At 60.1% G+C, this 26,123-nt stretch carries 25 protein-coding genes; 13 read left to right on the plus strand and 12 right to left on the minus strand.

The window, feature by feature from the left end; all coding sequences use genetic code 11:
- Position 1 precedes the first annotated feature (1 nt).
- Complete coding sequence (locus KBP52_RS27220; RefSeq protein ID WP_212621361.1) at positions 2–409, minus strand: hypothetical protein; 408 nt, start codon at positions 407–409, stop codon at positions 2–4.
- Positions 410–533: 124 nt separating this feature from the next.
- On the opposite strand from KBP52_RS27220, the gene earP reads away from it, so the two are divergent.
- Entirely contained in the window at positions 534–1,676 is a 1,143-nt protein-coding gene (gene earP / locus KBP52_RS27225) for an elongation factor P maturation arginine rhamnosyltransferase EarP (RefSeq protein ID WP_212621362.1), read from the plus strand.
- Positions 1,677–1,724: 48 nt separating this feature from the next.
- Positions 1,725–2,294, plus strand: coding sequence for an elongation factor P (locus KBP52_RS27230; RefSeq protein ID WP_007908599.1), 570 nt, complete (start codon positions 1,725–1,727; stop codon positions 2,292–2,294).
- Positions 2,295–2,489: 195 nt separating this feature from the next.
- Here KBP52_RS27230 and KBP52_RS27235 read toward each other — a convergent pair whose 3' ends face one another.
- The 3 genes from KBP52_RS27235 to KBP52_RS27245 form a co-directional block, all read right to left on the minus strand.
- Positions 2,490–2,909 carry an organic hydroperoxide resistance protein gene (locus KBP52_RS27235; protein WP_007940002.1) on the minus strand — a complete coding sequence of 140 codons (420 nt, stop codon included), beginning with the start codon at positions 2,907–2,909 and terminating at the stop codon, positions 2,490–2,492.
- Positions 2,910–3,234: 325 nt separating this feature from the next.
- The gene (locus KBP52_RS27240) at positions 3,235–3,690 is read right to left on the minus strand and encodes a MarR family transcriptional regulator (protein ID WP_177412577.1); all 456 of its coding nucleotides are present in this window, start codon (positions 3,688–3,690) and stop codon (positions 3,235–3,237) included.
- A gap of 72 nt (positions 3,691–3,762) precedes the next feature.
- Complete coding sequence (locus KBP52_RS27245; RefSeq protein WP_077573933.1) at positions 3,763–4,719, minus strand: LysR family transcriptional regulator; 957 nt, start codon at positions 4,717–4,719, stop codon at positions 3,763–3,765.
- Between the two features lie 109 nt (positions 4,720–4,828).
- Between KBP52_RS27245 and KBP52_RS27250 the strand changes: the two genes are divergently transcribed.
- Positions 4,829–5,578: a sulfite exporter TauE/SafE family protein gene (locus KBP52_RS27250; RefSeq protein ID WP_185057890.1), complete on the plus strand. Its 750-nt coding sequence runs from the start codon at positions 4,829–4,831 to the stop codon at positions 5,576–5,578.
- Here the strand turns inward: KBP52_RS27250 and KBP52_RS27255 are convergent.
- Complete coding sequence (locus tag KBP52_RS27255) at positions 5,568–6,422, minus strand: LysR substrate-binding domain-containing protein (RefSeq protein WP_172680137.1); 855 nt, start codon at positions 6,420–6,422, stop codon at positions 5,568–5,570. The two genes, KBP52_RS27250 and KBP52_RS27255, sit on opposite strands and share 11 nt — an antisense overlap.
- Positions 6,423–6,518: 96 nt before the next feature.
- Between KBP52_RS27255 and KBP52_RS27260 the strand changes: the two genes are divergently transcribed.
- Positions 6,519–6,740 carry a DUF1127 domain-containing protein gene (locus KBP52_RS27260; RefSeq protein WP_123453015.1) on the plus strand — a complete coding sequence of 74 codons (222 nt, stop codon included), beginning with the start codon at positions 6,519–6,521 and terminating at the stop codon, positions 6,738–6,740.
- A 79-nt stretch (positions 6,741–6,819) separates the two neighbouring features.
- Positions 6,820–8,046: a winged helix-turn-helix domain-containing protein gene (locus KBP52_RS27265; RefSeq protein ID WP_212621363.1), complete on the plus strand. Its 1,227-nt coding sequence runs from the start codon at positions 6,820–6,822 to the stop codon at positions 8,044–8,046.
- 98 nt (positions 8,047–8,144) lie between these two features.
- On the opposite strand, the gene KBP52_RS27270 is transcribed toward KBP52_RS27265, so the two are convergent.
- The gene (locus KBP52_RS27270; protein WP_077573929.1) at positions 8,145–9,491 is read right to left on the minus strand and encodes a 3-deoxy-7-phosphoheptulonate synthase class II; all 1,347 of its coding nucleotides are present in this window, start codon (positions 9,489–9,491) and stop codon (positions 8,145–8,147) included.
- A 153-nt stretch (positions 9,492–9,644) separates the two neighbouring features.
- On the opposite strand from KBP52_RS27270, the gene KBP52_RS27275 reads away from it, so the two are divergent.
- Positions 9,645–10,400: a spermidine synthase gene (locus KBP52_RS27275; RefSeq protein WP_212621364.1), complete on the plus strand. Its 756-nt coding sequence runs from the start codon at positions 9,645–9,647 to the stop codon at positions 10,398–10,400.
- A gap of 111 nt (positions 10,401–10,511) precedes the next feature.
- Here the strand turns inward: KBP52_RS27275 and KBP52_RS27280 are convergent, their stop codons facing one another.
- Entirely contained in the window at positions 10,512–11,303 is a 792-nt protein-coding gene (locus KBP52_RS27280; RefSeq protein WP_212621365.1) for a crotonase/enoyl-CoA hydratase family protein, read from the minus strand.
- A gap of 423 nt (positions 11,304–11,726) precedes the next feature.
- Here KBP52_RS27280 and KBP52_RS27285 point away from each other — a divergent pair, with 423 nt between their 5' ends.
- Positions 11,727–13,400 carry a DEAD/DEAH box helicase gene (locus KBP52_RS27285; RefSeq protein WP_008088238.1) on the plus strand — a complete coding sequence of 558 codons (1,674 nt, stop codon included), beginning with the start codon at positions 11,727–11,729 and terminating at the stop codon, positions 13,398–13,400.
- A gap of 105 nt (positions 13,401–13,505) precedes the next feature.
- On the opposite strand, the gene KBP52_RS27290 is transcribed toward KBP52_RS27285, so the two are convergent.
- Positions 13,506–14,273, minus strand: a complete 768-nt coding sequence (locus tag KBP52_RS27290; protein WP_212621366.1) for a class III extradiol ring-cleavage dioxygenase — start codon at positions 14,271–14,273, stop codon at positions 13,506–13,508.
- Positions 14,274–14,376: 103 nt separating this feature from the next.
- Between KBP52_RS27290 and KBP52_RS27295 the strand changes: the two genes are divergently transcribed.
- Positions 14,377–15,024, plus strand: coding sequence for a thiopurine S-methyltransferase (locus KBP52_RS27295; RefSeq protein ID WP_212621367.1), 648 nt, complete (start codon positions 14,377–14,379; stop codon positions 15,022–15,024).
- Between the two features lie 196 nt (positions 15,025–15,220).
- Here the strand turns inward: KBP52_RS27295 and htpX are convergent, their stop codons facing one another.
- Positions 15,221–16,108 (minus strand): protease HtpX, encoded by an 888-nt coding sequence (gene htpX, locus KBP52_RS27300; protein ID WP_007908619.1) that lies wholly within the window; start codon positions 16,106–16,108, stop codon positions 15,221–15,223.
- 303 nt (positions 16,109–16,411) lie between these two features.
- The gene (locus tag KBP52_RS27305) at positions 16,412–17,623 is read right to left on the minus strand and encodes a pyridoxal phosphate-dependent aminotransferase (protein WP_007908620.1); all 1,212 of its coding nucleotides are present in this window, start codon (positions 17,621–17,623) and stop codon (positions 16,412–16,414) included.
- Positions 17,624–17,847: 224 nt separating this feature from the next.
- On the opposite strand from KBP52_RS27305, the gene msrB reads away from it, so the two are divergent.
- The 3 genes from msrB (at position 17,848) to KBP52_RS27320 (ending at position 19,296) form a co-directional block, all read left to right on the plus strand.
- Positions 17,848–18,243 (plus strand): peptide-methionine (R)-S-oxide reductase MsrB, encoded by a 396-nt coding sequence (gene msrB / locus KBP52_RS27310; protein ID WP_034155231.1) that lies wholly within the window; start codon positions 17,848–17,850, stop codon positions 18,241–18,243.
- A gap of 109 nt (positions 18,244–18,352) precedes the next feature.
- Positions 18,353–18,838 (plus strand): glutathione peroxidase, encoded by a 486-nt coding sequence (locus tag KBP52_RS27315; RefSeq protein ID WP_034155230.1) that lies wholly within the window; start codon positions 18,353–18,355, stop codon positions 18,836–18,838.
- On the plus strand, positions 18,835–19,296 hold the full coding sequence (locus tag KBP52_RS27320; protein WP_123595287.1) for a MarR family transcriptional regulator: 462 nt from the start codon (positions 18,835–18,837) through the stop codon (positions 19,294–19,296). Before KBP52_RS27315 ends, KBP52_RS27320 begins: the two co-directional genes overlap by 4 nt.
- Here KBP52_RS27320 and KBP52_RS27325 read toward each other — a convergent pair.
- Positions 19,280–21,601, minus strand: coding sequence for a response regulator (locus KBP52_RS27325; protein ID WP_116030540.1), 2,322 nt, complete (start codon positions 21,599–21,601; stop codon positions 19,280–19,282). The genes KBP52_RS27320 and KBP52_RS27325 overlap by 17 nt on opposite strands.
- A 167-nt stretch (positions 21,602–21,768) precedes the next feature.
- Between KBP52_RS27325 and KBP52_RS27330 the strand changes: the two genes are divergently transcribed.
- Both KBP52_RS27330 and KBP52_RS27335 read left to right on the plus strand, forming a co-directional pair.
- Positions 21,769–22,659 (plus strand): ATP-binding protein, encoded by an 891-nt coding sequence (locus tag KBP52_RS27330; protein WP_077573921.1) that lies wholly within the window; start codon positions 21,769–21,771, stop codon positions 22,657–22,659.
- Positions 22,656–23,138: a GAF domain-containing protein gene (locus KBP52_RS27335; RefSeq protein WP_077573920.1), complete on the plus strand. Its 483-nt coding sequence runs from the start codon at positions 22,656–22,658 to the stop codon at positions 23,136–23,138. Before KBP52_RS27330 ends, KBP52_RS27335 begins: the two co-directional genes overlap by 4 nt.
- Here KBP52_RS27335 and KBP52_RS27340 read toward each other — a convergent pair whose 3' ends face one another.
- Positions 23,139–26,084: an HD domain-containing phosphohydrolase gene (locus KBP52_RS27340; protein WP_212621368.1), complete on the minus strand. Its 2,946-nt coding sequence runs from the start codon at positions 26,082–26,084 to the stop codon at positions 23,139–23,141.
- Between the last annotated feature and the right edge of the window lie 39 nt (positions 26,085–26,123).

Consider the following 26,123-nt stretch of genomic DNA (forward strand, 5'->3'; position numbering starts at 1 on the left):
ATCAATCGCAGAATTGCAAAACGTTGGCGCGGGATTTTTCGCTTGGAGCCGTCTGATCCTGTTGCAACCAGAACTGGCATTTTGGATTGGACAGATTACGCGTGCTGCCGCGTGCCTGATCCAGACGCGCCTGCTGTTCGTTCTTGCGCAGGTTTTCTTCGTACTGTTCGAACATTGGGCTTGGCGGCGGAATATCCGGCTGCACCTGCACGGCCGGCGGATTAGCCAGTTGTTGCACCGCCTGAGCAACCGGTGCCAGTTGTTCTTTGAAGACAAACTGCGACAGCAGCCAGCAGGTCAGCGCAATGGCGACAAAGCCCAGCCACAGGCCCAAGGCAATGCTGCCGGTCAAATGCAGCGCACTAAGCTGAACAGGCAAAGGACGGCGCGGATTGGGACGGTAGGGCATGGCTGCCTCCTGGCGGGTGATTGCGGGCAAGTGGCGATTGTCGCACGAAGATTAATCGCCGTCGGCTCTTCTGCGCGAGGTCATTTATGCGGACAATCGCTGCTTTTGCCAACGGGAGTCTTGGATGCCGCAATTGAAACCCCGCTGGGATATTTTCTGCACCGTGGTCGACAACTTTGGCGATATCGGCGTGACCTGGCGTCTGGCCCGACAATTGGCGGCCGAGCACGGTCTGGCGGTGCGCTTGTGGGTCGATGATCTGCGCGCATTCGAACGCATTTGCCCGGCGATCGATATCAACGCCGCGCAGCAATGGCAGCAAGGTGTCGAAGTGCGGCACTGGCCGGCTGAGTGGCTGCACACAGATGCGGCGGATGTGGTGATCGCCGCGTTTGCCTGTCAGTTACCCAGTGATTACATGGACGCGATGGCCGGGCGTGAACAGCCGCCGCTGTGGATGAACCTCGACTACCTCAGCGCCGAGGACTGGGTTGTCGGGTGCCACGGTCTGCCGTCGGTGAAATACAAATCGGTGCAAAAAATCTTTTTTTTCCCCGGCTTCCAGCCCGGTACTGGCGGTTTGCTGCGTGAGCGTGGATTGCTTGAGCAGCGTCGGCAGTTTCAACAGGATCCCGATGCGCAGCGACAATTCCTGCAAGGCCTGGGCATCGATCGCGCGCCCGAGGCGCAGCTGATTTCGCTGTTTGCCTACGAGAATGCCGGGCTGGCCAGTTGGCTGGACGTGTTGGCCGCGGACACCGCGCCGACCCATCTGCTGGTGCCGGAAGGGCGGATTCTTGGCGATGTGGCGCGCTGGCTCGAGGTGGAAGCCCTGGCGGTTGGTGCGATTCATGTGCGTCAGTCGCTCACCGTGCAGGTGCTGCCGTTCGTCCGACAGGATCAATATGATCACTTGCTCTGGTGCTGCGATTTCAACGCGGTGCGCGGTGAAGATTCATTCGTTCGTGCGCAATGGGCGGGGCGGCCGATGCTCTGGCACATCTATCAGCAGGACGAAGACATCCATCTGGACAAGCTCGACGCCTTCCTCGCGCTCTACACAAAAGGCCTGTCACCGGCCGCTGCCGAGGCGATGAACGGCCTCTGGCGCGCGTGGAGCGCCGGTCAGCCCATCGGCGAACACTGGCTCGCCGCCCGTAATCATTGGCCAGAACTGCAGAAAAACGCCGAAGCGTGGTGTCTGGAACAAGGCTTGCAGGCCGATCTTGCCGCAGCGCTGGTACAGTTTTACCTAAATTGGATATGATACGCGGCCTAGATTTTTGTAAATCCCATCCAAATTCGGATATTCGCAATGAAAACTGGTAAAGAACTGAAACCCGGTACCGTGATCCGTCTCGAGAACGATCCTTGGCTGGTTCAGAAAGCTGAATTCACCAAGTCGGGCCGTAACAGCGCGATCATGAAGACCAAGCTGAAAAACCTGCTGACCGGTTACAAGACCGAGATCGTTTACAGCGCTGACGACAAACTGGACGACGTAATCCTCGACCGCAAAGAAGCGACCCTGTCCTTCATCAGCGGCGACACCTACACGTTCATGGACACCACTGACTACACCATGTACGAGCTGAACGCAGAAGACATCGAAGCTGTTCTGCCTTTCGTTGAAGAAGGCATGACCGATGTTTGCGAAGCGATCTTCTTCGAAGAGCGTCTGGTTTCCGTAGAGCTGCCGACCACCATCGTGCGCGTAGTTGACTACACCGAAGGTTCGGCTCGCGGCGACACTTCCGGCAAAGTCATGAAGCCAGCCAAGCTGGCTAACGGTACCGAGCTGCAAGTTGCCGACTTCATCGAAATCGGTGACAAGATCGAAATCGACACCCGCGAAGGCGGTTCCTACAAAGGCCGTGCCAAATAAGCAGCGGTTTTTGCGGAAAGAAAAAGCCCGACCATTGAGTCGGGCTTTTTTGTGCCTGCGATATGTGTCACGCCGCAGGATCCCCTGTAGGAGTGAGCCTGCTCGCGATAGCGTCATTCCAGTCGACATCTACATTGACTGACTCAACCGCTATCGCGAGCAGGCTCACTCCTACATTGGAATTTGCGTATGGCTTCAGACGGTGACGTGCAGGCGCACATCAACGTTGCCACGGGTGGCGTTGGAATACGGGCAGACTTGGTGGGCCGCATCGACCAGCGATTGCGCGTCGGCCTGTTCCAGCCCCGGCAGACTGATGTGCAAGTCGATGTCCAGACCGAAACCGCCAGGGATCTGACCGATACCGACATGAGCGGTGATCGAGGCGTCGTCAGGGATTTTGCGTTTGGTCTGGCTGGCGACGAATTTCAGAGCGCCGATGAAGCAGGCCGAGTAGCCAGCCGCGAACAGTTGCTCTGGGTTGGTCGCCGCGCCGCCGGCACCGCCGAGTTCTTTCGGGGTGGCGAGTTTGACGTCGAGAACGTTGTCGCTGGAGATCGCACGACCATCACGGCCGCCAGTGGAGGTTGCGATTGCGGTGTAGAGAGTTTGCATGGTGTGAGCCTCGTCGGTGTGATTTGTTGCGCTAATTGTTTGCGCGCTAAGTAAGTGCGAGATGAATGTATCGTGCGAATATTTAGTGCGCAAGATAAATTTTTGAGAGATCTGCGTTTCGACAAAACGGCGAATCGCTCTGTCAGCCTGAAAAGTGCGATTTAGAGGGGATGGCGGGGAGATCAGGCGTTGAAAAATATTCTTCAGACGACGAGATCATATGTAGGAGTGAGCCTGCTCGCGATAGCGGTGGTTCAGTAGACTTCTGAGTTGACTGGCACACCGTTATCGCGAGCAGGCTCACTCCTACAGGGGTTGGTGGGTCTTAGATCAGGCTGTTCTGTAGATGGCTGCGCAGTGCCTGCAACTCTGCTTGCAGGTTTTGCAGGCGTTCCAGAGAGAAGCCGCTGGCGCCGAGAATGCATTGCGGAACGGTCTGGGCTTTTTCTTTCAACGCGCGGCCTTGTTCGGTCAGCTCGACAATCACCACGCGCTCATCCTCACGGCTGCGCGTGCGACTCAGTAAGCCTTCAGCCTCCAGCCGTTTGAGCAGCGGCGTCAGCGAGCCGGGATCGGTCAGCAACCGCGAGCTGATTTCTCCGACGGTCAAACCATCCTTCTCCCACAACACCATCATCGCCAGATATTGCGGATAAGTCAGGTTCAAGGCTTGTAGCAATGGCTTGTAGACCTTGGTCATCATCAGCGAAGTGGAGTGCAGGGCAAAGCACGCCTGATTGTCGAGGAGCAGGTCGTCGCAGGTGTCGCGTTCGGAAGTCATGTCAAAGCCTTGATCGGTGATGGCCATGAATCTAGCGCTCGAATCTTTAATGCGCCAGATAATTCTCTGGATCTAATGTCGTTCCAAGTCCCGTTGCAACGCCAGATCCCAGGGCGGCACCGGACTGAAACGGGTTTTTAGATATTCCAGAAGCAGGCGGCTGCGCGAGTTGGTTTGTTGCTCCATACGCAGCGCGTAGATCCCGGTGGACTCCGGTTTCGGCAGGCCGTTTTCGCAGAACAGCGGCAGCAATTCGCCGCGCAGCAGGTATTCGCTGGCCAGCCATGTCGGCAGATGTGCGATGCCCAAGCCAGCCAAGGCGCCGCAGACCAAGGCCTCGGCATTGTTGGCGCTCATGCGGATGCGCGCCGGGCGGTGCAATTGCATCTGCCCGTCCTGCTCGAAGCGCCAGGCGAAGGGCGGGGCCAGGCCTTCCCAGTCGAGGCCATCATGCTCACTCAGTTGCGCCGGACTGCCGGGCACACCACGGCGTTTGAGGTAGTCCGGACTGGCACAGGCAATACGCACCATGCTCGCCAAGGGCGTGGCCACCAATCGCGTGTCAGCCATTTGTCCGGCGCGCAGCACCAGATCGACTTTGCCCAGATTCGAACCGCCCATGTCGACGAAACTGTCGATCAGGTGCAGTTGCACATCCAGCCCCGGGTAGAGCACGAGAAAGTCGGCGATCACCGGCGCCAGATGCCGGCGTCCGAACGCGGCGGGGGCGTCGATGCGGATCAGGCCTTCCGGTGCACTGCTCAGGGATACGGCTTCTGCCCGCGCCAGTTGCAACTCGGCGACAATGCGCCGGGCGCGTTCGGCGAACGCCAGACCGGCTGGCGTCGCGCGTACGGCATGGGTGCTGCGAACAAACAGCTGGCTGCCGACCGCGCTTTCCAGACTGTCGATCCGTCGAGCGACGGCCGACGGTGTCAGCGGATGACGGCGCGAGGCGGCGGAAAAACTGCCACTCTCCAGCACATCGAGAAACAGTCCGAGTTGATCGGTCAATTGATTGGGATTCATATCGGCTCAACGCTTGTGCGAAATCGGCATAGCCATTGTGCGTTGCTGTGCGTTTCCCCGCCAGCCGCGACTGCGTAGGATGATTCGCCTGACGTAAGAGGAATTGGCCGTGATGGAGTTTGTGTTGTACCTGCTGTTTGGCGCCGCCCTCGGCACACTCGGCGGAATATTCGGTATCGGTGGTGGTTTGATCGCGATTCCGTTGCTTGGCGTATGGTTTGGCTTGGATCAGCAGATCGCCCAAGGCACCGCGCTGGTCATGGTGGTGCCGAACGTGATGCTGGCGCTGTGGCGTTATCACCAGCGCAATCGCATCGAACTGCGGCATGCGTTGCCTTTGGCGGTGATGGGCTTCTGCTTTGCCTGGATCGGTTCGATCTGGGCGGTGGGCATCGATGCGCAAACCATGCGCATCGGCTTTGTCGCTTTCCTCGTGGTGCTCTCGGTGTACAACCTGCTAAAGATGTTCGGCAAGCAACCCGCTGCGACGTCTGAAATGCGTTATTCCTGGCCTTGGCTTGGCGTGCTTGGCGCGGCGTCCGGCACCATGGGCGGATTGTTCGGGGTGGGCGGGGCGGTGGTCGCGACGCCAGTGCTGACCAGCCTGTTTGGCACCACGCAAGTCGTCGCTCAAGGTCTGTCGCTGGCGCTGGCCTTGCCAAGCACTGGCGTGACCCTGGTGACCTACGCGGTGCACCACGAAGTCGACTGGATGATCGGTCTGCCACTGGCGATCGGCGGTCTGGCCAGCATCAGTTGGGGAGTGAAAGTCGCCCACGCCATGCCGGAAAAACTCCTGCGCGGGCTGTTCTGCGGTTTCCTGGTGCTGTGTGCGGTGATGCTCGCGTTTAAAGTTTGAAGCCTTCGACGATGTGCTCGGCCAGGCACTCGGTGATCGGTGACGGATTGTTCAGGTTGCGCACCAGCATGATGCTGGCCTCCGGCAACAACGGCAGGTCTTGGTCGGCGCCGAGAATGCGCATGTCCGGGGTGATCAGGCTTTCCAGTTGCGCGGTGATCGCCAGACCGGCGCTCACCACCGCCATCAATGCTGAAAGGCTGGTGCTGTTGTAAGCGATGCGGTAATCGCGGCCCATCGCATCCAGCGCATTGCACGCCCACAAGCGGCAGAAGCAATCACTGTTGAACATCGCCAGGGGCAGCGGTGTTTGTTCGTGGGCGCTGAAATTCTGCGCCTCGGCCCAGACAAACCGCTCCTTGCGCAGCAACTGGCCGATCTCGTTGCCGGGCTCACGAGTAACGATCGACAAGTCCAGGTCGGTGCGCTGCAGCAGTTGTTTGGTCGACTCGCAATGCACTTCGATCTGGATCAACGGATAGAACTGCGCGAACCGCGACAGAATCCCCGGCAGAAAACGCATCACGTAATCATCCGGCGTACCGATGCGGACCGTGCCGACCATGTGTGGTTCGCGCAAGGTGTTGAACACTTCGCTGTGCAACTTGAGGATGCGCCGCGCGTAACCGAGCAGCACCTGGCCCTCAGCGGTCAGGCGCACCTGACGGCCGTCGCGCTCGAACAACTGACGCTGCAACACGTCTTCTTCCAGACGCTTCATCTGCATGCTCACCGCCGATTGCGTGCGGTTGACCATTTCGCCGGCGCGGGTGAAACCGCCCTGATCGGCAATGGCGACGAAGGTGCGCAGGACATCGGTATCGATACTGGGGTAGGCCGACAATTGATGAATCTCCGTGATGCATGTCATCAGAAACATTCGTTGGATTGATCTTAGCGCTGGCGCGAGACTTGAGCCATCCACAAAGGAGGCAACACGATGAAAGGTCAAAGAGAGTATGTAGACGACGCAAAATTTTCCGGCCACGGCCATATCGTTTCCGACCTGCTGCACAAGTTTAGCCGCTGGTACGAACTGCACCGTGAACGCGAGTTGCTCGCCAGTCTGAGCGACGAAGCGTTGAAGGACATCGGCGTCAGTCGTGCCGACGTTGAACACGAAGCCGTGCGGCCGTTCTGGGATGACCCGATGCATAAATGACCGCTGCATAAATGATGAGCAGAGCGCTACACAAACCCACTTCCAGTGAGGTAGGTTGCGAGCAGACAAGGAGATGCTCATGCCCGCAACAGTATCCTTTTCCCTCAAACAGGCGCGACGACTGGCGCTGGCAGCCCAAGGCTTCAACGGGCGCCAGCCGCCGACGGTCAAAGCCGCTCACGTCAACGGGCTGATCGAACGGCTGGGCTTGCTGCAAATCGATTCCGTCAACGCCGTGGTGCGCTCGCACTACCTGCCGCTGTTTTCCCGTCTCGGTTCCTATTCTTCTGATTTGCTCGACCAGGCTGCCTGGAGTTCGGGGCGACGTCGGACGCTGTTTGAATACTGGGGACATGAAGCGTCATTGCTGCCGCTGTTGATGTATCCGTTGATGGCTTGGCGGATGCAGCGAGCCAGGCGCGGCGAGGATATTTATCAGCAACTGGCGAAATTCGGTCGCGAGCAGCAGGACGTTGTTCGCCGGGTGTTGAGTTCGGTGGAAGAGCAGGGCGCGCTGGGCGCCGGCAGCTTGTCGACTCGCGAAGACAAGGCCGGGCCATGGTGGGACTGGAGCGCGGAAAAACATGCACTGGAATGGTTGTTTGCGGCGGGCGAAGTGACGGTAGCGGGGCGGCGTGGTTTTGAGCGTTTGTATGATTTGCCGGAGCGGGTGATCCCGTCTTCTATTTTGCAGCAAGCGTTGCCGGATGAAACCGAGGCGCAGCGAGGATTGCTGTTGCATGCGGCGCAGGCCTTGGGCGTCGGCACTGAAAAGGACCTGCGTGATTACTTCCGTCTGAATCCGGCGGATGCACGGCCGCGACTGGCTGAGCTGGTCGAGGCGGGGCAATTGCAAATGTGCGAAGTTGCTGGTTGGCGACAGATCGCCTATTGCCTGCCGGAACCGAAAGTCCCGCGCAAGGTGGCGGCCAGTGCATTGTTGTCGCCCTTCGATTCATTGATCTGGGAGCGCAGCCGGACTGAGCGGTTGTTTGATTTTCGCTATCGGCTGGAGATTTACACGCCGCAGGACAAGCGGGTTTACGGCTATTACGTGTTGCCGTTTTTGCACAACGAGCGGATTGCTGCGCGGGTTGATTTGCGCGCCGAGCGGGCGGCGGGGCAGTTGGCGGTGCATGCGGTGCACGAGGAAGAGCCGGGGCTGGATGAAGAAGGGATGTTGGCGCTGGCCGTGAATTTGCGGCAGATGGCAGATTGGCTCGGGCTGGCGCGGGTGCAGTTGAATTGTCAGCGCGAGAGTGCGGCGCGGTTGCGGGTGGCATTGGCAGAGATTGGTGGTGTCTGAGTTGGCCTCTTCGCGAGCAGGCTCGCTCCCACATGGGTTGTGTGTACGACACAGATCCAGTGTGGGAGCGAGCCTGCTTGCGAAAGAGGCGACGCAGTCTAGCGGCGAACCTGCTTGAGGGTTTCGGCAATCAAAAACGCCAACTCAAGCGACTGATCGGCATTCATCCGCGGATCACAGTGGGTGTGATAGCGATCCGACAAGCCATCTTCGGTAATCGGCCGTGCGCCACCTATACACTCGGTGACATTCTGCCCGGTCATTTCAATATGAATGCCGCCGGCATAACTGCCTTCGGCTTCGTGCACCTGGAAGAACTGCTTCACCTCGCCAAGGATCTGCGCGAAGTCGCGGGTCTTGTAACCGCTGCTGGCCTTGATGGTGTTGCCGTGCATCGGGTCGGAACTCCACAGCACTTGCTTGCCTTCACGCTGCACCGCGCGGATCAGCGCTGGCAGATGATCGCCGACCTTGTTCGCGCCCATCCGCGCAATCAGGTTCAAGCGCCCCGGATCGTTGTCCGGGTTGAGCACATCGATCAGGCGGATCAGATCGTCGGGGTCCATGCTCGGGCCGACCTTCACGCCGATCGGGTTGTTCACGCCACGGAGGAATTCGACATGCGCGCCGTCGAGCTGACGGGTGCGGTCGCCGATCCACAGCATGTGCGCCGAGCAATCGTAGTAATCGTTGGTCAGGCTGTCGCGACGCACGAAGGCTTCTTCGTAGTTCAGCAGCAACGCTTCGTGGGCGGTGAAGAAACTGGTTTCGCGCAGTTGCGGCGAGCTGTCCATGCCACAGGCGCGCATGAACGCCAGGGTTTCATCGATGCGGTCGGCGAGGTGGCTGTACTTCTCGGCCAGCGCCGAGTTGGCGATGAAATCGAGGTTCCACTTGTGCACCTGATGCAGATCGGCAAAGCCGCCCTGAGCGAATGCGCGCAGCAGGTTCAGGGTCGCGGTGGACTGGTGATAGGACTGCAGCAGACGCTCGGGATCCGGCACGCGGCTCTTTTCGTCGAAGCCGATGCCGTTGACGATGTCGCCGCGATAAGCCGGCAGTGTCACGCCGTCGATGGTCTCGTCATTGGCCGAGCGCGGCTTGGCGAACTGACCGGCCATGCGCCCGACCTTGACCACCGGGCAACCGGCGGCGAAGGTCATGACGATCGCCATCTGCAGCAACACTTTAAAAGTGTCGCGAATTTTTGCCGCGGAGAATTCAGCAAAGCTTTCCGCGCAATCGCCGCCCTGCAGCAAGAACGCCCGGCCCTGGGTGACCTCGGCAAACTGTCGACGCAGTTCGCGCGCCTCACCGGCAAACACCAGCGGCGGATAACTGGCCAGGGTTTGCTCGACCTGGCGCAGGTGCGCGGCGTCGGGGTATTGCGGTTGTTGCTGGATCGGCAGGGCGCGCCAGCTGTCAGGGCTCCACGGTTGGCTCATCACGGTCTCTAATTGGTTCTACGCACGGGAAGCCCATGGTAGCAGCAATTAGTGCGTGACCTGCTCCCGCCCCATCGCCGACAATCGCCGCTTTGCCACGGCGCCACAGCGGTGCCATCGCGTCACCGCGCCCGGTGACCATCAGGAGACGAAATGACTGAGGAGCGCGTCGAGCATCTGCTCGCCGAAGTACAGGATGAGTTCGGCGTGATTCGCGTGCTGGAAGTGGCTGACTACCGCTTTCTCGAGTTCGGCGATGCCATCGAGCAGAGCTGCGTTTTCACCGCCGACCCGAGCTGGCTCGAATACGATTACACCCGGGCGATGCTGATCGGTGCGTTGTGCCATGAGCAGCCGGAGAGTGCGCTGTTCCTCGGGCTGGGTGCCGGTACGCTGACGCAGGCCTGTCTCAAGTTCCTGCCGCTGGACGATGTCGAAGCCATTGAACTGCGTCCGGATGTGCCGCGTCTGGCGATCGAATACCTTGGGCTGGACGATGATCCACGGCTGTACATTCGCGTCGGCGATGCGCTGGAACTGCTGCCGACCGCCGAGCCTGCGGATCTGATCTTTGTCGACCTGTATACCGATGTCGGCCCGGGTGTCGGCCATCTGGCCTGGAGTTTTCTCGGCGACTGTCAGAAGCGCCTGAATCCGGGGGGCTGGCTGGTAATCAATCAGTGGGCCACCGATGATGGCAGACCATTGGGTGCGGCGTTGTTGCGTGGGCTCTATCACCGGCATTACTGGGAGTTGCCGGTGAAGGAGGGCAATGTGATTTTGCTGGTGCCGGCGGACCTCGATCAGGAACTGGATATGCAGGCGTTGACTGCCCGGGCTGAAGCCTTGGCACCGCGGTTGGGGTATTCGTTGCAGTCGTTGATCAACAGTATTCGCCCGGCCACCTGAGGCTGCTGGCCTTGCTGGCCCTATCGCGAGCAGGCTCACTCCTACATTGAAATGCGTTCCCTTGTAGGAGTGAGCCTGCTCGCGATGGCGTCATGGCAGGCGCCAAATTTTTCAGATCCCCTTGAAGACTCCAGGTCGCCGCTCCACCAGCGACCTCACCCCTTCCTTGGCATCCTCACTGGCCAACAACTTCTTCACCAGCGCCGGCAGCCCTTGCGCCGCCGCCGTCTCACCCTCATACCGCGCCTGCCGCGCCGACATCAACGTCGCCTGCACCCCCAACGGCGCTTGCCGGGCAATCCGCTCAGCCAATTCAATCGCCCGCGGCAACAGGTCCTCACTGGCCATGACTTCCTGCACCAGGCCCAGATGCAACGCCTCGTGCGCATCGAACTCATCGCCGGTCAGCAGCCAGCGCATCGCATTGCCCCATCCGGCGATCTGCTGAAAACGTAAAGTCGCGCCACCAAAAGGAAAAATCCCACGCTGCACTTCCATCTGCGCGAAGCGGGTATTGCTCGCACACAGGTTGATATCCGCCGCTAGCATCAGCTCGATGCCGATGGTCAGGCAGTAGCCCTGAGCGGCGACAATCACCGGTTTGCTTAACCGTGGTCCGACGAAAACACCCCACGGATCGCAACCGCCGGTCGGAACCTGCCAGCCTTGGGCGAGAGCGGAGCTGGCATTGATCAGATCCAGACCGGCGGTAAAGTGTTCGCCGTGGCCAAACACCACCGCTACCCGCGCTTCACTGTCGGCCTCGAACTCGCCGTAGGCCAGGCTCAGGTCATTGAGCAGGTCGAGGTCGAAAGCATTGCGCTTGGCCGCTCGATCCAGGCCAATCAGATGGACGTGACCACGGCGTTCTCGGCTGACGCGGCCGGGGCAGGGCTGATTCATGGCGAAATCCTCGAGCGGGAAGGGCGGGTGCAGCGACGGTATGCCGCACGTCGGTGAATCGTTTTAGCGTCATCGCCCGCAGGGCCGGGCCTTTGAAAAATAGACCTTGGCGCGATTATCCGCAAAACCCCGTTACACAGCGGTGACACAGGTATTTTGACGATAAAAAAAGCTCCCTTTTTGGGCAAAATCCGGTATAGTGCGCGCCGGCCTTTAACCGGGCCGCGTTTAGGTAGCGCAATTTCCCGAAGTCAGCTTCGGCTGCACGTCCGCATTGCGGGCTCTTCCCGGACGATTCTTTTTTTCATTCATTCGTTTTCGCAAATCCCCGCCGACAAAGCTGCCAGGGCGACTCTTGAGTCTCAACACGGCATGCGCAGCTTTGGAGCATGGGTCTTTGCGGATGCACTTAGAGGCAGACCCATGACCCAGGAAACCGGCGGATTCGCCGCTTTTAATCTTAATCCGAATATTCTTGCAGCCGTCGCAGCGACCGGCTACGAAGAGCCTTCGGCGATTCAGCAGCAATCGATCCCGATCATCATGGCCGGCCAGGACATGATTGGCCAGGCGCAAACCGGTACCGGTAAAACCGCCGCGTTCGCACTGCCTATCCTGCACCGCATCGATCCTGCCAAGCGCGAACCGCAAGCCCTGATCCTGGCGCCAACTCGTGAGTTGGCGCTGCAAGTAGCAACCGCTTTTGAAACCTACGCCAAGCAAATGCCGGGCGTTACCGTTGTGGCCGTTTACGGCGGCGCGCCGATGGGCCCGCAACTGAAAGCAATCCGTAATGGCGCACAGATCGTTGTCGCCACTCCGGGCCGTCTGTGCGACCACCTGCGTCGCGACGAAAAAGTTCTGTCGACCGTGAACCACCTGGTTCTCGACGAAGCTGACGAAATGTTGAAACTGGGCTTCATGGATGACCTGGAAGTCATCTTCAAGGCTCTGCCAGCGACCCGTCAGACTGTTTTGTTCTCGGCTACCCTGCCGCAGTCGATCCGCGCCATTGCCGAACGCCACCTGCGCGATCCGCAACACGTGAAGATCCAGACCAAGACCCAGACCGTTACCGCGATCGAACAGGCTCACCTGTTGGTTCACGCTGACCAGAAGACTTCGGCCGTTCTCAGCTTGCTGGAAGTGGAAGATTTCGACGCTCTGATCATGTTCGTGCGCACCAAGCAAGCGACCCTGGATCTGGCCAGCGCCCTCGACGCCAAAGGCTACAAAGCCGCAGCGCTGAACGGTGACATCGCCCAGAACCAGCGTGAGCGCGTTATTGACTCGCTGAAAGATGGCCGTCTGGACATCGTTGTTGCGACCGACGTTGCTGCTCGTGGTCTGGACGTTCCGCGCATCACTCACGTGTTCAACGTTGACATGCCGTACGACCCGGAATCCTACGTTCACCGTATCGGCCGTACTGGCCGTGCCGGTCGCGAAGGTCGTGCACTGCTGCTGGTGACTCCACGTGAGCGCCGCATGCTGCAAGTGATCGAGCGTGTAACCGGTCAGAAAGTTGCCGAAGTACGCCTGCCGGACGCTCAAGCCGTTCTCGATGCGCGCATCAAGAAACTGACCAACAGCCTGTCGCCGCTGGTCGCTGATGCCGAGTCGACTCACGGTGAGCTGCTCGATCGTCTGACTGCAGACATCGGCTGCACTCCGCGTGCTCTGGCTGCTGCGCTGCTGCGCAAAGCCACCAACGGTCAAGCGCTGAACCTGGCCGCGATCGAGAAGGAACGTCCACTGGTGCCGAACAACGCACCGCGTGGCGACCGTCCTGAGCGCACCGGTGATCGTCCTGATCGTGGTGACCGCGAGCGTCGCGCGCCAATGCCTCTGGGCGAAGGCCGTGCTCGTTGCCGTACCGCGCTGGGTGCGCGTGACGGTATCGCTGCGAAGAACCTGCTGGGCGCCATCCTCAACGAAGGCGGTCTGGCCCGTGAAGCGATCGGTCGCATCCAGGTGCGTGACAGCTTCAGCCTCGTCGAGCTGCCGGAAGATGGTCTGGACAAACTCCTGACCAAGCTGAAGGACACTCGCGTTGCCGGTAAGCAGCTGAAACTGCGTCGCTATCGCGAAGATTGATCCGCCCTTGGGCTGATTGATCGCACATAAAAAATCCCCGACTGGTTCGGGGATTTTTTTTGCCTGCCTTTTGCCTTTGTAGGAGCGAGCCTGCTCGCGAAAGCGTCAACCGAAACGATAGATGTCCATCCCTAACGCACCCATCGTGAAGCCCTTGTGCGCCACGCTGAACTCACCGCCCGCGCCCCGGGCAAAATACAGCGGCAACAAATGCTCATCACTCGGATGACTGCGCACCGCATGCGGCGCCTGCTGGCGATAATCATGCAGCGCCGCCTCATCGTCGGCCGCCAACTTCTCGATCACCCAGTCACGAAAATCCCGCGCCCACGGCTCGACACTTTCCGGGCCGGCGTGCCAGTCGAGTTCACGCAGGTTGTGGGTGATGCTGCCGGAACCAATGAGCAAAATACCCTGATCACGCAGGCTCGCCAGCGCTCGGCCGACCCGGGTTTGCAGCGCCGGGCCCGCGCGACTCGGCAGCGAGACTTGCACCACCGGGATATCCGCCAGCGGGTACATCAACGACAGTGGCACCCAGACACCGTGATCGAACGGACGTTGCGGATCAAGGCGCGCTGGCAGATTGTTGGCAGTCAACAGATCGGCCACCTCAGCGGCCAACTGCGGATTGCCCGGCGCCGGGTACTGCACTTCAAACAGCGCGCGGGGAAAGCCGCCGAAGTCGTGCCAGGTTTCCGGTTGCGCATGGCTGCTGACGAGCAGTTCGTGGCTTTCCCAATGGGCGGAGACGATCACGATGGCTTTGGGTTTCGGTAATTCGGCGGCCAGACGCGCCAGCGCCGGGCCACTGGCGCCGGGCTCCAGCGCCAGCATGGGCGAACCGTGGGAAATAAACAGGCTGGGAAACATGATGGGTTCCTGAGCGTTAAGATGGCCTCATCTTCAGTCAGATCATTGATCTAAATCTAATATAAGTTTTAACGCTTTTTGATCGAATTATTGGGAGTGATACATGCAGCCTGAGTTTTGGCACAAGAAGTGGGCTTCGGGGCAGATTGGTTTTCATCTGCCCGAGGTGAACCCGTATCTGCAGCGGCACTGGGCGGCCCCGGCATCGGCGCGGGTGCTCGTGCCTTTGTGTGGGAAAAGTCTGGATCTGGCGTGGCTGGCAGGCCGCGGTCATCAGGTGCTCGGGATCGAGTTGTCGGAGAAGGCTATCGAAGACTTTTTCAGTGAGCATCAGGTGCAGCCACAGATCAGCGAGAAGGGCGCGTTCAAGGTCTATCGCAGCGATGCCTTCGAATTGTGGTGCGGGGATTTTTTTGCGCTGACGGCGAGCGATGTGGCCGATTGCACGGCGATATACGACCGTGCCGCACTGATTGCCTTGCCAGCGCCGATGCGTGAGCGTTATGCGGCGCATCTTCAGCGGATCCTGCCGTTGGGTGTGCAAGGGCTGTTGATTACGCTGGATTACGATCAGGCGCAGATGCCGGGGCCGCCGTTTGCGGTGGGGGATGATGAGGTCAAGCGGTTGCTGGGGGATGCCTGGCAGGTGCTGGTGCTGGAGGGGCAGGATGTGCTCGGCGAGAGCGGGAAGTTCCTTCAGGCAGGCGTGACGCGGCTGGAGGAGCGGGTGTACCGCGTGTCTTCCCGATAAATAGCGTGGGATTTTCTGGCCTCATCGCGAGCAGGCTCACTCCTACAGTGATTTGTGCTGAATCGCAGATTGTGTGACCGCCACAGAACCCTGTAAGAGTGAGCCTGCTCGCGATGAGGCCAGTGAGAACAGCCAATTGATCAAGGCAAAAAAAGGCCCGCATCACTGCGGGCCTCTTGTTTTTACGCCAATCTGATCAACCGCGACGACGCAGCGCGTCGATACGCTCTTCCAGCGGCGGGTGGCTCATGAACATGCGGGCGAAGCCCTGTTTGATGCCACCGTTGATGCCAAAGGCGTTCAGGGTGTCCGGCATGTGCACCGGCAGGCCCTGTTCGGCGCGCAGACGTTGCAGTGCACCGATCATCGCGCTGGTGCCGGCCAGACGGGCGCCGGCTTCGTCGGCACGGAATTCGCGCTTGCGCGAGAACCACATGACGATCGCACTGGCGAGAATGCCCAGTACCAGTTCGGCGAAGATGGTCGCCACGTAGTAAGCGATGCCCTGGCCTTCTTCGTTCTTGAAAATCACCTTGTCGACGAAATTGCCAATGATCCGCGCAAAGAACATCACGAAGGTGTTCACCACGCCTTGAATCAGCGCCAGGGTGACCATGTCACCATTGGCCACGTGACCGATTTCGTGGGCCAGTACAGCTTTCACTTCATCGGGCGAGAAACGCTCGAGCAAGCCCTGGCTGACCGCGACCAGCGCGTCGTTCTTGTTCCAGCCGGTGGCGAAGGCGTTTGCTTCGTAGGCCGGGAAAATGCCGACTTCGGGCATCTTGATCCCGGCTTCGCGGGACAGTTGCTCGACGGTTTGCAGCAGCCATTGCTCATGCCGGGTGCGTGGCTGGCTGATGATCTGGGTACCGGTGCTCATCTTCGCCATCCACTTGGAGATGAACAGCGAGAACAGCGAGCCGGCGAAACCAAAGACTGCACAGAAAACCAGCAGCTGACTAAGGTCGAGATCAACCCCGTTGGCCGCCATGAACCCGTTGAAGCCGAACAGGCTCAGGGTGATGCTGGCTATCAGCACGACCGCCAGGTTAGTGGCCAAAAACAGCAGGATGCGCATCATGGTTGTAGAAATCTCCTCAAGCTAAAGATGTAGCGTACTGCGGGGTATATAAGGTGCCGCACCGGGCTATTCAACTGAGTGACTATTTCAAACTGTGTCCTACAGCGGATTCTTCGGTGCTCGGCATATTTCCCACGACAGAAAACGATAGGGATGACGGCCAGCCGCGACCCGTCGCCATTACGCCGGACGCAGGTAAGCGGTATGAATCGCAAGTGTAGAAGGCGTGCGCGGAGGTGGAATGCAGAAGTGTTGCTGAATCAGACAGTGCGCAACGTTTGGCCGTTGCGCACTGCTGGCCAGTTACTGGCGGTAGGACTTGAGGAAGTTGCCGATACGGCCGATGGCCATTTCCAGATCATCGACGCGAGGCAGGGTGACCACGCGGAAGTGATCCGGCCACGGCCAGTTGAAGGCCGTGCCTTGCACCACCAGCAGCTTCTCGGAGAGCAGCAGGTCGAGGACGAACTTCTCGTCGTTGTGGATCGGGCAGACTTTCGGATCGATTTTCGGGAACGCATACAGCGCGCCCATCGGCTTGACGCAGCTCACGCCCGGAATGTCGTTGAGCAACTCCCAGGTGCGATTACGCTGTTCCAGCAGACGACCCTGCGGCAGCACCAGATCGTTGATGCTCTGGTAGCCGCCCAGAGCGGTCTGGATCGCATGCTGACTCGGCACGTTGGCGCACAGACGCATGTTGGCCAGCATGTCGATGCCTTCGATGTAGCTTTGCGCGTTGTGCTTCGGCCCGGAGATGGCGATCCAGCCGGAACGGAAACCGGCCACGCGATACGACTTCGACAGACCGTTGAAGGTCAGGCACAGCAGATCTGGCGCCAGTGACGCGGTGCAGATGTGCACGGCGTCGTCGTACAGAATCTTGTCGTAGATTTCGTCGGAGAACACCACCAGGTTGTGCGCGCGAGCAATTTCCAGCATGCCCAGCAACACTTCCTTCGAATACACCGCGCCGGTCGGGTTGTTCGGGTTGATGATCACCATGGCTTTGGTGTTCGGGGTGATCTTGGCCTTGATGTCGGCCAGATCCGGGAACCAGTCGGCGCCTTCGTCGCACAGGTAATGCACGGCGTTACCGCCAGCGAGGCTGACGGCGGCAGTCCACAGCGGATAGTCCGGGGCGGGCACCAGCACTTCGTCGCCGTTGTTGAGCAGCGCCTGCAGCGACATCACGATCAGCTCGGACACGCCGTTGCCCAGGTAGATGTCTTCGATGCCGACACCTTCGACATTCTTCTGCTGGTAGTACTGCATCACCGCTTTGCGCGCGCTGAACAGGCCTTTGGAGTCGCTGTAGCCTTGCGCGGTCGGCAGGTTGCGGATCACATCCTGAAGAATTTCGTCCGGCGCTTCGAAACCAAACGGCGCCGGGTTGCCGATGTTCAGCTTGAGGATGCGCTGGCCTTCCTCTTCCAGTCGTTTGGCGTGCTTGAGCACCGGGCCGCGAATGTCGTAGCAGACGTTGGCGAGCTTGTTCGATTTGCTGAACTGCATGGCGATGTGATCCCGAAAATGAACGATCCAGGCGGCGAATGGACAACCGTGCTGGGATTCCTGTGTTTTCACACAGGCGGACGTCTTGAGCCGTGGCTCCCATAATCCGTTTGAATGCGCCCGGTCTGGCTGCCAGACTGGTGCGTGACGAGGCGCAATCATACGTGCCGCCCGATCCGTGGAAAAGGTACAGATCGGGCTTTTTCAGCCGCTGAGGTGTGATGATGGAAAAGTTGGAAAAAACCCTGGAAGAATGGCGGGCGATGCTCGACCCCGAGCAATACAACGTTTGTCGTCTGAGTGCGACCGAGCGGCCGTTCTCCGGCAAATACAACGACACCAAGACCGACGGTGTCTACCACTGCGTTTGCTGCAATGAGCCGCTGTTCGATTCCAAGACCAAATTCGACTCCGGCTGCGGCTGGCCGAGCTTCTACGCGCCGATTGGCGAAAGCGCGATGACCGAAATCCGTGATACCACTCACGGCATGATTCGCACGGAAGTGAAGTGCGCGCGCTGTGATGCGCATCTGGGCCATGTGTTCCCCGACGGTCCACCGCCGACCGGACTGCGTTATTGCATCAATTCGGTGTGCCTGAACCTCGAACCGCGCGCATAAACGATCGAAGGCGACCTTTGGGTCGCCTTGTTATTCGATAATTAAATTGCACGCAATTTAATTGCTCGCTATGTTTGGCCTTTCCCGACTGTCTGCGGAGCCCCATGCCATGAGCGACAACCTGCTGAACATCCCCTGCACCACGATCAAAGGTGAGCAAAAGACCCTGGCCGATTTCGCCGGCAAAGCGGTTCTGGTGGTCAACACCGCGAGCAAATGTGGTTTCACCCCGCAATACAAAGGTCTCGAAGAACTGTGGCAGACCTACAAGGACCAGGGCCTGGTGGTTCTGGGCTTTCCGTGCAATCAGTTCGGCAAGCAAGAGCCGGGTAACGAAGGGGCGATCAGCGAGTTCTGCGAGCTGAACTTTGGTGTCAGCTTCCCGCTGTTCAAGAAGATCGAAGTCAACGGCGCCGGCGCACATCCATTGTTCGTGCAGTTGAAGAAACGCGCCCCGGGCGTACTCGGCTCCCAAGGCATCAAGTGGAATTTCACCAAGTTCCTCATCGGCAAGGACGGCCAGTTGGTCAAGCGCTTCGCCCCGGCCACCAAGCCGCAGGACTTGAGCCGCGAGATCGAAGCTCTGCTCAAATGAACAGCCTGCCGGTCGATTCACTGAAGCTCGACAACCAGTTGTGCTTCAAGTTGTACGCCGCCTCCCGGGCGGTGATTCGTGCCTACAAGCCGATGCTCGATCAGCTCGGTCTGACCTACCCGCAGTATCTGGCGATGCTGGTGTTGTGGGAATGGCAGGACGCCGCGCCGGAGCAACCGACCGTCAAGGCCTTGGGCGAGCGCCTGGCGCTGGACTCGGGCACGCTGACGCCGTTGCTCAAGCGTCTGCAGCAATTGCAGTGGGTGCAGCGCCAGCGTTCGACGCGTGACGAACGGGAAGTGCACCTGAGCCTGACACCGGCCGGCCAAGCCTTGCGCGAGCAGGTCGGGCCGCTCAAGGCCCGTCTGCTGTGTGACAGCGGGGTGGATCTGGATCGGCTCAATGACTTGCGTGATGGCCTCGATCATTTGTTGGGGCAGATCAAAGCGCTGTCGTAGTCGGGATCCATTGATCGAGCAGTGCCGCCAGTTCTTCTCGGCGGAACGGCTTGGCCAGATAGTCACTCATGCCGGCGGCGCGACAGCGCTCACGTTCCTCGGACATGGCGTTGGCAGTCAGGGCGACGATGGGCAGGTGCGGCCAGCGCCCGCTCTGGCGAATCTGCCGGCTGGCTTCGTAGCCGTCCATGACGGGCATATTGCAGTCCATCAGCACCAGATCGAATTCGTGATACTCCAATTGATCCAGCGCTTCGGCACCGTGGGCGGCGACGATGACCTCGCAGCCGAGTTTGCCGAGCATGCCTTTGGCCACCAGTTGATTGACCGGGTTGTCCTCGACCAGCAACACCCGCCCGCGGCGCACCGAGGGCGACGTTTCGAGTTGTGCATCGTTGATGGCGACCACGTCCGGTTGCAGAGTGCGCCGCAGGTTCTGGTAGAGCGCGTTGCGCGCCAACGGCCGTGCCTGTTGTTGCAGAGGGGCGAGGGCGGCCGCTTCTTCGCTCGGCAGAAAACTGCCGTAGGCGGTCACCAGCAAAATCGGCGCACCTTGGGTCGGGCGTAATCCGAACAGGCATTCAGGACAATCGGTAATCACCACGTCCGGCGTCAGACCCAGCAGTGAGTCATCGATGGTGCGCTGCTCATACGCCAGGCCCCAGACCGGCAGCAGACTCTGCAACAGTTCCGCCAGACCGCTGCTGGCTGCAGTGATGGCGAGGACTTTCCCGTGCAGCGGCGCCGGGGCGAGCGCGCGGGTATGGCAGGGCAGAGGTAGCTCGGCACAGAACTGACTGCCAAACCCGGTCTCGGAACTGATGGTCAGGCGCCCCTGCATCGCTTCGCAGAGGTTGTAGGTCAGCGCCAGCCCCAGTCCGGTGCCGCCGTACTGTCGAGTGATGCCGGCACCCGCTTGAGTGAACGGCTGGAAGATTTTCAGCTGCGCGTCCTGGGCGATACCGATGCCGGTGTCGCAGACCTCGATGCGCACGCCATCCTTGTCGGTCGACAAGCGCACATCCACGCGGCCGAAGCGGGTGAATTTCAGCGCGTTGGACAGCAGGTTGCTGACGATCTGCCGCACGCGGGTCGGATCGCCCAGCACCAGTGCCGGGAAGTGCGGATCGATCAGGCAGGTCAGCTCGACGCTCGGCGCGGCATTCTGCGACAGCAGGTTGGCGGTGTCTTCGATCAATGAGCCGAGATCGAACGGGATGTGCTCAAGCTCCAGTTGCCCGGCATCGAATTTCGACAGGTCGAGAATATCGTTGAGCAACTCGACCAGCACCTTGCCCGAATCGTGGGCGATCGACAGCTGTTGCTGTTGTTCGGCATTCAACGGGCCGTCGAGTGACAGCGCGATCATCCCCAGCAGGCCGTTGAGCGGCGTGCGGATCTCATGGCTCATGTTGGCGAGGAACGCTGAGCGGGCCTCGGCCATTTCCAGCGCGGTGCTGCGGGCGACTTCGAGTTCCTGATTGGACTGGCTGAGCCGCGCGTTGATTGCCTTGAGTTCGGCGGTGCGCGCCGAGACGATGTTTTCCAGTTGCCCGAGGTAGTCGGTCAGACGGTTTTCGGCGTTGCGCCGCTGCTGGATCTCGGTGGCAATGTTCTCGAATTGCTGATTGGCGACTTTGACCAGCACACCGATTTCATCGTTGCCGTGGCCGGACGGGCACTCCAGTGTGGTCGGCTCGGCGCTGCGCGGGTCGCGTCCACTGAGTTCGCGGATCACCCGCACCAACGGTTTGGTCAGCATCACGTAGAACAGCGCCAACAGGATGCCGGTGAGAATCAGGCTGCGGGCGAAGCCATTGAGCAGGGTCACCTCGGCCCGGCGCAGAAAACGGCTGCCAAAGGCATAGGTGTCGACCTCAAGGCTCAACACCCCGAGCGATTCGTTGGGCAGATGATCCAGGTACAGACGATCCTCGAACTGGCGTTTGGCGCCAAACAGGAAGTCGCTGATCACCCGATAACCGCTTTGCAGTTCCGGGCGTTTGACGCTGGCCAGCACCGTGCTGTTGTTGTCGATCAGTTGCGCCGAAATGATCGCCGGCGAGCGCAGCAGGCCCAGGGTCAGTTCCTGCGCCAGTTCGGCGTCGATGTTGTAGGCGATCCGTGAGGCCGGGTTATGGCTGATTTCCAGCAAAGACAGGATTTCACGGTTGATGGAGGCGTCTTCACTGGCATAATCGATGCCGATTTGCAGCAGGCTGAGCAGCGTGCCCAGAATGAACCCGACCAGCACGGTAAGCCTGGCTTGCTTGTAAGACAGCCGGTGGGTGAATTTGATATCCATGGGGTGTTGAACCACTTCCGTTTCCCTTCGCTGCTCAAGCATAGTCGATCATGTATGGATACCGAGGTTCCCGAATCGCCTTGTAACAAGGCTTGGTAGGGTGAATTTCATCTGTGTGTCGTCGCAGCAATCGCCATCATCACTGTGAACGTGCCCGAGGAGAAGACGTGGATTCCCGATTGAATGCTTTTCTTGAACGCGCCGAGTCGGTTCTGGCGCGGATCGAACCGTTGTTGCCGGCACCACGGCCGGTGATCGACTGGGGCACTTGTCTGGCGGCGCGCTGGCAGCGCGACGGGCGCAGCGGCTATCTGTTGCCGCTGGAAGTCAGCCTCGATATGCGCCTGTCCGACCTGATCGGTGTCGACCGTCAGCTCGAACAACTGGGGCGCAACACCCAGCAATTTCTCGATGGCATGCCGGCCAACCATGCATTGCTCTGGGGCTCGCGCGGTACCGGCAAGTCGTCGCTGGTGCGCGCGTTGCTGGCGGAACACGCCGCCGCGGGCCTGCGCCTGATCGAGATCGAGCGCGACCATCTGGCGGATCTGCCACGAGTGGTCGAGCAGATCGGCAAACTGCCGCAGCGTTTCGTGCTGTTTTGCGATGACTTGTCGTTCGAATCCGGTGAAGGCGATTACCGCGTGCTCAAAAGCGTGCTCGACGGCTCGCTTGAGCAGGCCCCGGACAACGTCTTGCTGTACGCCACTTCCAACCGTCGCCACCTGGTGCCGGAGAAGGAAAGCGATAACGAAAACTGGAAACGCGTCGACGGCGAACTGCACCCCAGCGAAGCCGTTGAAGACAAGATCGCGCTGTCGGACCGTTTCGGTCTGTGGCTGTCGTTCTACCCGTTTACCCAAGAACACTTCCTCAACGTCGTTGAACACTGGGTTGGCCAATTGGCTGCCAAGGCCGGCCTGAGCTGGCAGCGCGACGAAGAACTGGACATCCTCGCCGTGCGTTGGGCCACCGGCCGCGGTAATCGCAACGGACGTTGCGCGTACCAATTCGCCCGTTACTGGGTGGGACTGAAATTGTTGGAGCACAAGGCATGATTGATTTGCAACAAAGCGGCCAGGGCCTCGAAGGCTATGGCATGTTGGCCGCACAACTGGAATCGCTGCTGGCGGACGAGCGCGATTTCATCGCCAACGCCGCGCAGTTTTCGGCGTTCCTGTTCAACCAGCTTGATGACTTGAACTGGGCGGGTTTTTACCTCAATCGCAATGAAGAACTGGTGCTTGGTCCGTTCCAGGGGCAGATCGCTTGCGTACGCATTCCTTTCGGGCGTGGCGTGTGCGGTGCGGCGGCGGCCACTTTGCAAACCCAGCGCGTTGAAGACGTGCACGCGTTCCCGGGGCATATCGCCTGCGACAGCGCTTCGAACAGTGAGCTGGTCGTGCCGCTGGTCAAGGACGGGCGCCTGATCGGTGTCCTCGACCTCGACAGCCCGAAACTGTCGCGTTTTACCGCGCAGGATCAGGCCGGCATCGAGCAACTGGCGGCGATTTTCCTGCGTCTGACCGACTGCTGATCACGCGGTGAGGCCAGCCTTGTGCAACAGGCTGGCCGGATCCACGTTGTCGATTTGCCCGGGATCGAGAAAGCGTACGGCGTACTGCATGTACACGCCCTCATTGATGAACAAGCCAAACAGCTGGGCATCAATGTGCGCTTCGCGGCACATGGTCGCCATGATCGCCAACGCTTCATTCAAGGTTTTGGCTTTCTTGTATGGGCGATCGGCGGCGGTCAGCGCCTCGAAGATATCGGCAATCGCCATCATCCGCGCCGGCAGGCTCATGTCTTCACGCTTCAGGCGTTTCGGGTAACCGGTGCCGTCCATTTTTTCATGATGACCGCCGGCGATCTCGGCAATGCTGTCGAGGTGGCCGGGGAAGGGCAGGTGGCTGAGCATCATGATCGTCTGCACCATGTGGTGATTGATCACGTAACGCTCTTCGCGAGTCAGCGTGCCGCGGCTGATACTCAGGTTGTACAGCTCGCCACGATTGTATTTGTAGCGCGGCACATCCAGCTTGAAGCCCCACGGATTGTCTTCGGGGATCAACTCGTTCGGGTCCCGTTCAAGCAAATGCTCGGGCTTGTCTGCCAGAAGCTTTTCACTGACCGGTAAACCCGGTGCCGGCGTGCGCGACTGACGCCGGTTTTCTTCCCATGACACGCCCAAGCGGTCGTCAAGGGTGCGCAGCCAGGTGCGTTGCGCCAGATGATCAAGACGTTGCAGATCCGCTTCGGCCATGGCCTCACTGCCCAGATTGCAGCGGGCGACAAACGCAAAGTCATCGTCCAGCGCGGTCAGTGTGGCGTCGCGCAGCTCGGCCAGTGCGCCCTCGTCGCCGCCCAAGGCCCGCGCCTGCCAGTAACTGATCCAGGCATCACGCTTGAGCACTTCGAAACGGGTGCGAATTTCATGAATACGGTCGTTGATGGTTTCCAGTTTGGTGGCTTTGTCGACCACGTATTCCGGCGTCGTGACCTTGCCGCAATCGTGCAGCCACGCGGCAATGTGCAAGGCTTCCCATTCATCCTCGTTCGGCTGGTAGGCGCGAAAGGCGGGCGCCTGACTGGCTGCCGCAGCCTGGGCGAGCATCAGCGTCAGCTCTGGCACGCGCTGACAATGCCCGCCGGTGTAAGGGCTTTTGGCGTCGATGGCGCCGGCGAGCAATTGAATGAAAGCGTCGAGCAGTTGTTTCTGGCGGGCTTGCAGGCGCTGACTCTCGATGCTCACTGCCGCCGCGCCGGACACCGCCTGGAGGAAAGCGATACGGTCGGGGCGAAGTTTTTCCAGGTCGGCTGCGGCGCCGCTGTCGTTCACCAGCAGAATCAGCAGACCGATGGTTTCGTCGTGGCGATTGTGCAGGCGGATACCGATCAGATGGATGCGTGGCGATTGCATCGCCAACAGAACCTTCTGCAGATCCCCGGCCTGATCGACGCCGAAGTTGCTGACCACGTTGTTGGCGCCGACCAATTGTTCGAACCACGCCGGTCCTTTGTTCTGTTGCAGGTCGTGGCCCTGAATGTCGAACGCTTCCAAGGCCTGAGACGTGCCGTCGATCACCAGCCCGTAAGGCTCCATGCGGCTGCTGTCGCTTTCACGCAGATAGATCAGCCCTGCCTGCGCCTGGGCGATCTGCACTGTTTCGAACAGCACCCGTTGCAGCAGCGGGGCGAAGCGGGTTTCGGCGCCGAGGGTGTCGGTGATCCGGAAGAAGCTCGCCAGGGTGTCCTTCATCCGCGCCATCGACACGCTCAACTGGTCGACTTCCAGCACCGGCGAGCGCCGGGCCAAGGGAAAATTGAAGTCGAAACTGCGAATCGCGTCGGCTTCCTTGACCAGCGCATGCAGCGGCTTGACCAGAATCCGCGAAATCACCCAGCCCAGCGGCAGGCACAACAGCAGGGTCGCCAAGGTGATCAGAGCGCCTTGCCAGCGCAAGCGGTAGGCATCGACCAGCAATTCGTCTTCCGGCACCAGCAGCGCCAACTGCAAGCCTTTCGGACCACCCTCCTGAATGCTGCTGCGGGCGACGATCCACTGACGACCATCGGCCTCCAGGCGATTGCCCGTGGCTGCACCGGACAACAGCGCATGCAAGCCCGGACTCAGATCCGCCGCTTTGGCCAGGTGCGCGCTGCTACTGTCGACGATCAGGCGCTCGCTGTCGGGATAGGCCACGGCGTTGCCGTCGGCATCGAACAGGGCAATCTCGGTGGAGGGTGTGACAACATGTTTGCTCAGCGCCGCCGACAGGGCGACCAGCGTCAGGTCAGCGCCGATCACGGCGTTCTCGCCACTGCGGCGGGCCAACGTGGTGCCGACGTTGTGCGTGGAAAAAAACACGTAGGGTTCGGTGGTGATTTGCTGGTTTTGCTGGCGAGCATCGTTGAACCACGCGCGGCTACGCGGATCGTAGCGGTCATCGGGGTTGTCCTGGCGGCTGATCGGCGTCAGTGCCTGATCGAAGAACAGCGATTGCGAGCGCACCGCGCCCTGCGGGTCATGTTCGATACTCCAGACCTGATACGCCGCCGCTTCAGGGGCCTTGAGCAGCGTCTTCAGCGCAGCACTGCGCAGCGGACGCACCATGAAGAAATCGCCATTGGCATAACCCAGATACAGCGAGGCCAGATTGGGATTGTCGACGAGCGACTGGCTGAACGGTCGGAGCAAGGGCAAGCGTTGCTCAAGGCGTGCGGCCTGAGTGGCGGGATTTTCGGCCAGCAAACTCAGCAGGTGGCGGATCGGCTGATAGGTGGCGGACATGTCCAGCCGTACGTCCTGTTCGATCCGCTCGAACAGCTTCTCGCTGCTCGACAGGATGATCTGCGTGGTCTGGCGGTAATTGAACAGCCCCAACACGACCCCGGTGAGCAGCAGGAGGAATGTGAACATGACGCTGATGTGCACGTGCAGCGGCAACCGGCGTTGCTCCGGGCGCAGTGGGCTGGGCATTTCTGGCTCTCCATGATGTTTAACTCACTGCTCAGCGCC

The sequence above is a fragment of the Pseudomonas sp. SCA2728.1_7 genome, from assembly GCF_018138145.1.
In the GTDB taxonomy this organism is placed as follows: Bacteria; Pseudomonadota; Gammaproteobacteria; order Pseudomonadales; family Pseudomonadaceae; genus Aquipseudomonas; species Aquipseudomonas koreensis_A.

What these genes read in the sequence shown, in the direction of transcription:
- KBP52_RS27220 (WP_212621361.1), bottom strand. Translation starts at nt 409, where the DNA reads ATGCCCTACCGTCCCAATCCGCGCCGTCCTTTGCCTGTTCAGCTTAGT.
- earP (WP_212621362.1), top strand. Translation starts at nt 534, where the DNA reads ATGCCGCAATTGAAACCCCGCTGGGATATTTTCTGCACCGTGGTCGAC.
- KBP52_RS27230 (WP_007908599.1), top strand. Translation starts at nt 1,725, where the DNA reads ATGAAAACTGGTAAAGAACTGAAACCCGGTACCGTGATCCGTCTCGAG.
- KBP52_RS27235 (WP_007940002.1), bottom strand. Translation starts at nt 2,909, where the DNA reads ATGCAAACTCTCTACACCGCAATCGCAACCTCCACTGGCGGCCGTGAT.
- KBP52_RS27240 (WP_177412577.1), bottom strand. Translation starts at nt 3,690, where the DNA reads ATGACTTCCGAACGCGACACCTGCGACGACCTGCTCCTCGACAATCAG.
- KBP52_RS27245 (WP_077573933.1), bottom strand. Translation starts at nt 4,719, where the DNA reads ATGAATCCCAATCAATTGACCGATCAACTCGGACTGTTTCTCGATGTG.
- KBP52_RS27260 (WP_123453015.1), top strand. Translation starts at nt 6,519, where the DNA reads ATGAAAGGTCAAAGAGAGTATGTAGACGACGCAAAATTTTCCGGCCAC.
- KBP52_RS27265 (WP_212621363.1), top strand. Translation starts at nt 6,820, where the DNA reads ATGCCCGCAACAGTATCCTTTTCCCTCAAACAGGCGCGACGACTGGCG.
- KBP52_RS27270 (WP_077573929.1), bottom strand. Translation starts at nt 9,491, where the DNA reads ATGAGCCAACCGTGGAGCCCTGACAGCTGGCGCGCCCTGCCGATCCAG.
- KBP52_RS27275 (WP_212621364.1), top strand. Translation starts at nt 9,645, where the DNA reads ATGACTGAGGAGCGCGTCGAGCATCTGCTCGCCGAAGTACAGGATGAG.
- KBP52_RS27280 (WP_212621365.1), bottom strand. Translation starts at nt 11,303, where the DNA reads ATGAATCAGCCCTGCCCCGGCCGCGTCAGCCGAGAACGCCGTGGTCAC.
- KBP52_RS27285 (WP_008088238.1), top strand. Translation starts at nt 11,727, where the DNA reads ATGACCCAGGAAACCGGCGGATTCGCCGCTTTTAATCTTAATCCGAAT.
- KBP52_RS27290 (WP_212621366.1), bottom strand. Translation starts at nt 14,273, where the DNA reads ATGTTTCCCAGCCTGTTTATTTCCCACGGTTCGCCCATGCTGGCGCTG.
- KBP52_RS27295 (WP_212621367.1), top strand. Translation starts at nt 14,377, where the DNA reads ATGCAGCCTGAGTTTTGGCACAAGAAGTGGGCTTCGGGGCAGATTGGT.
- htpX (WP_007908619.1), bottom strand. Translation starts at nt 16,108, where the DNA reads ATGATGCGCATCCTGCTGTTTTTGGCCACTAACCTGGCGGTCGTGCTG.
- KBP52_RS27305 (WP_007908620.1), bottom strand. Translation starts at nt 17,623, where the DNA reads ATGCAGTTCAGCAAATCGAACAAGCTCGCCAACGTCTGCTACGACATT.
- msrB (WP_034155231.1), top strand. Translation starts at nt 17,848, where the DNA reads ATGGAAAAGTTGGAAAAAACCCTGGAAGAATGGCGGGCGATGCTCGAC.
- KBP52_RS27315 (WP_034155230.1), top strand. Translation starts at nt 18,353, where the DNA reads ATGAGCGACAACCTGCTGAACATCCCCTGCACCACGATCAAAGGTGAG.
- KBP52_RS27320 (WP_123595287.1), top strand. Translation starts at nt 18,835, where the DNA reads ATGAACAGCCTGCCGGTCGATTCACTGAAGCTCGACAACCAGTTGTGC.
- KBP52_RS27325 (WP_116030540.1), bottom strand. Translation starts at nt 21,601, where the DNA reads ATGGATATCAAATTCACCCACCGGCTGTCTTACAAGCAAGCCAGGCTT.
- KBP52_RS27335 (WP_077573920.1), top strand. Translation starts at nt 22,656, where the DNA reads ATGATTGATTTGCAACAAAGCGGCCAGGGCCTCGAAGGCTATGGCATG.
- KBP52_RS27340 (WP_212621368.1), bottom strand. Translation starts at nt 26,084, where the DNA reads ATGCCCAGCCCACTGCGCCCGGAGCAACGCCGGTTGCCGCTGCACGTG.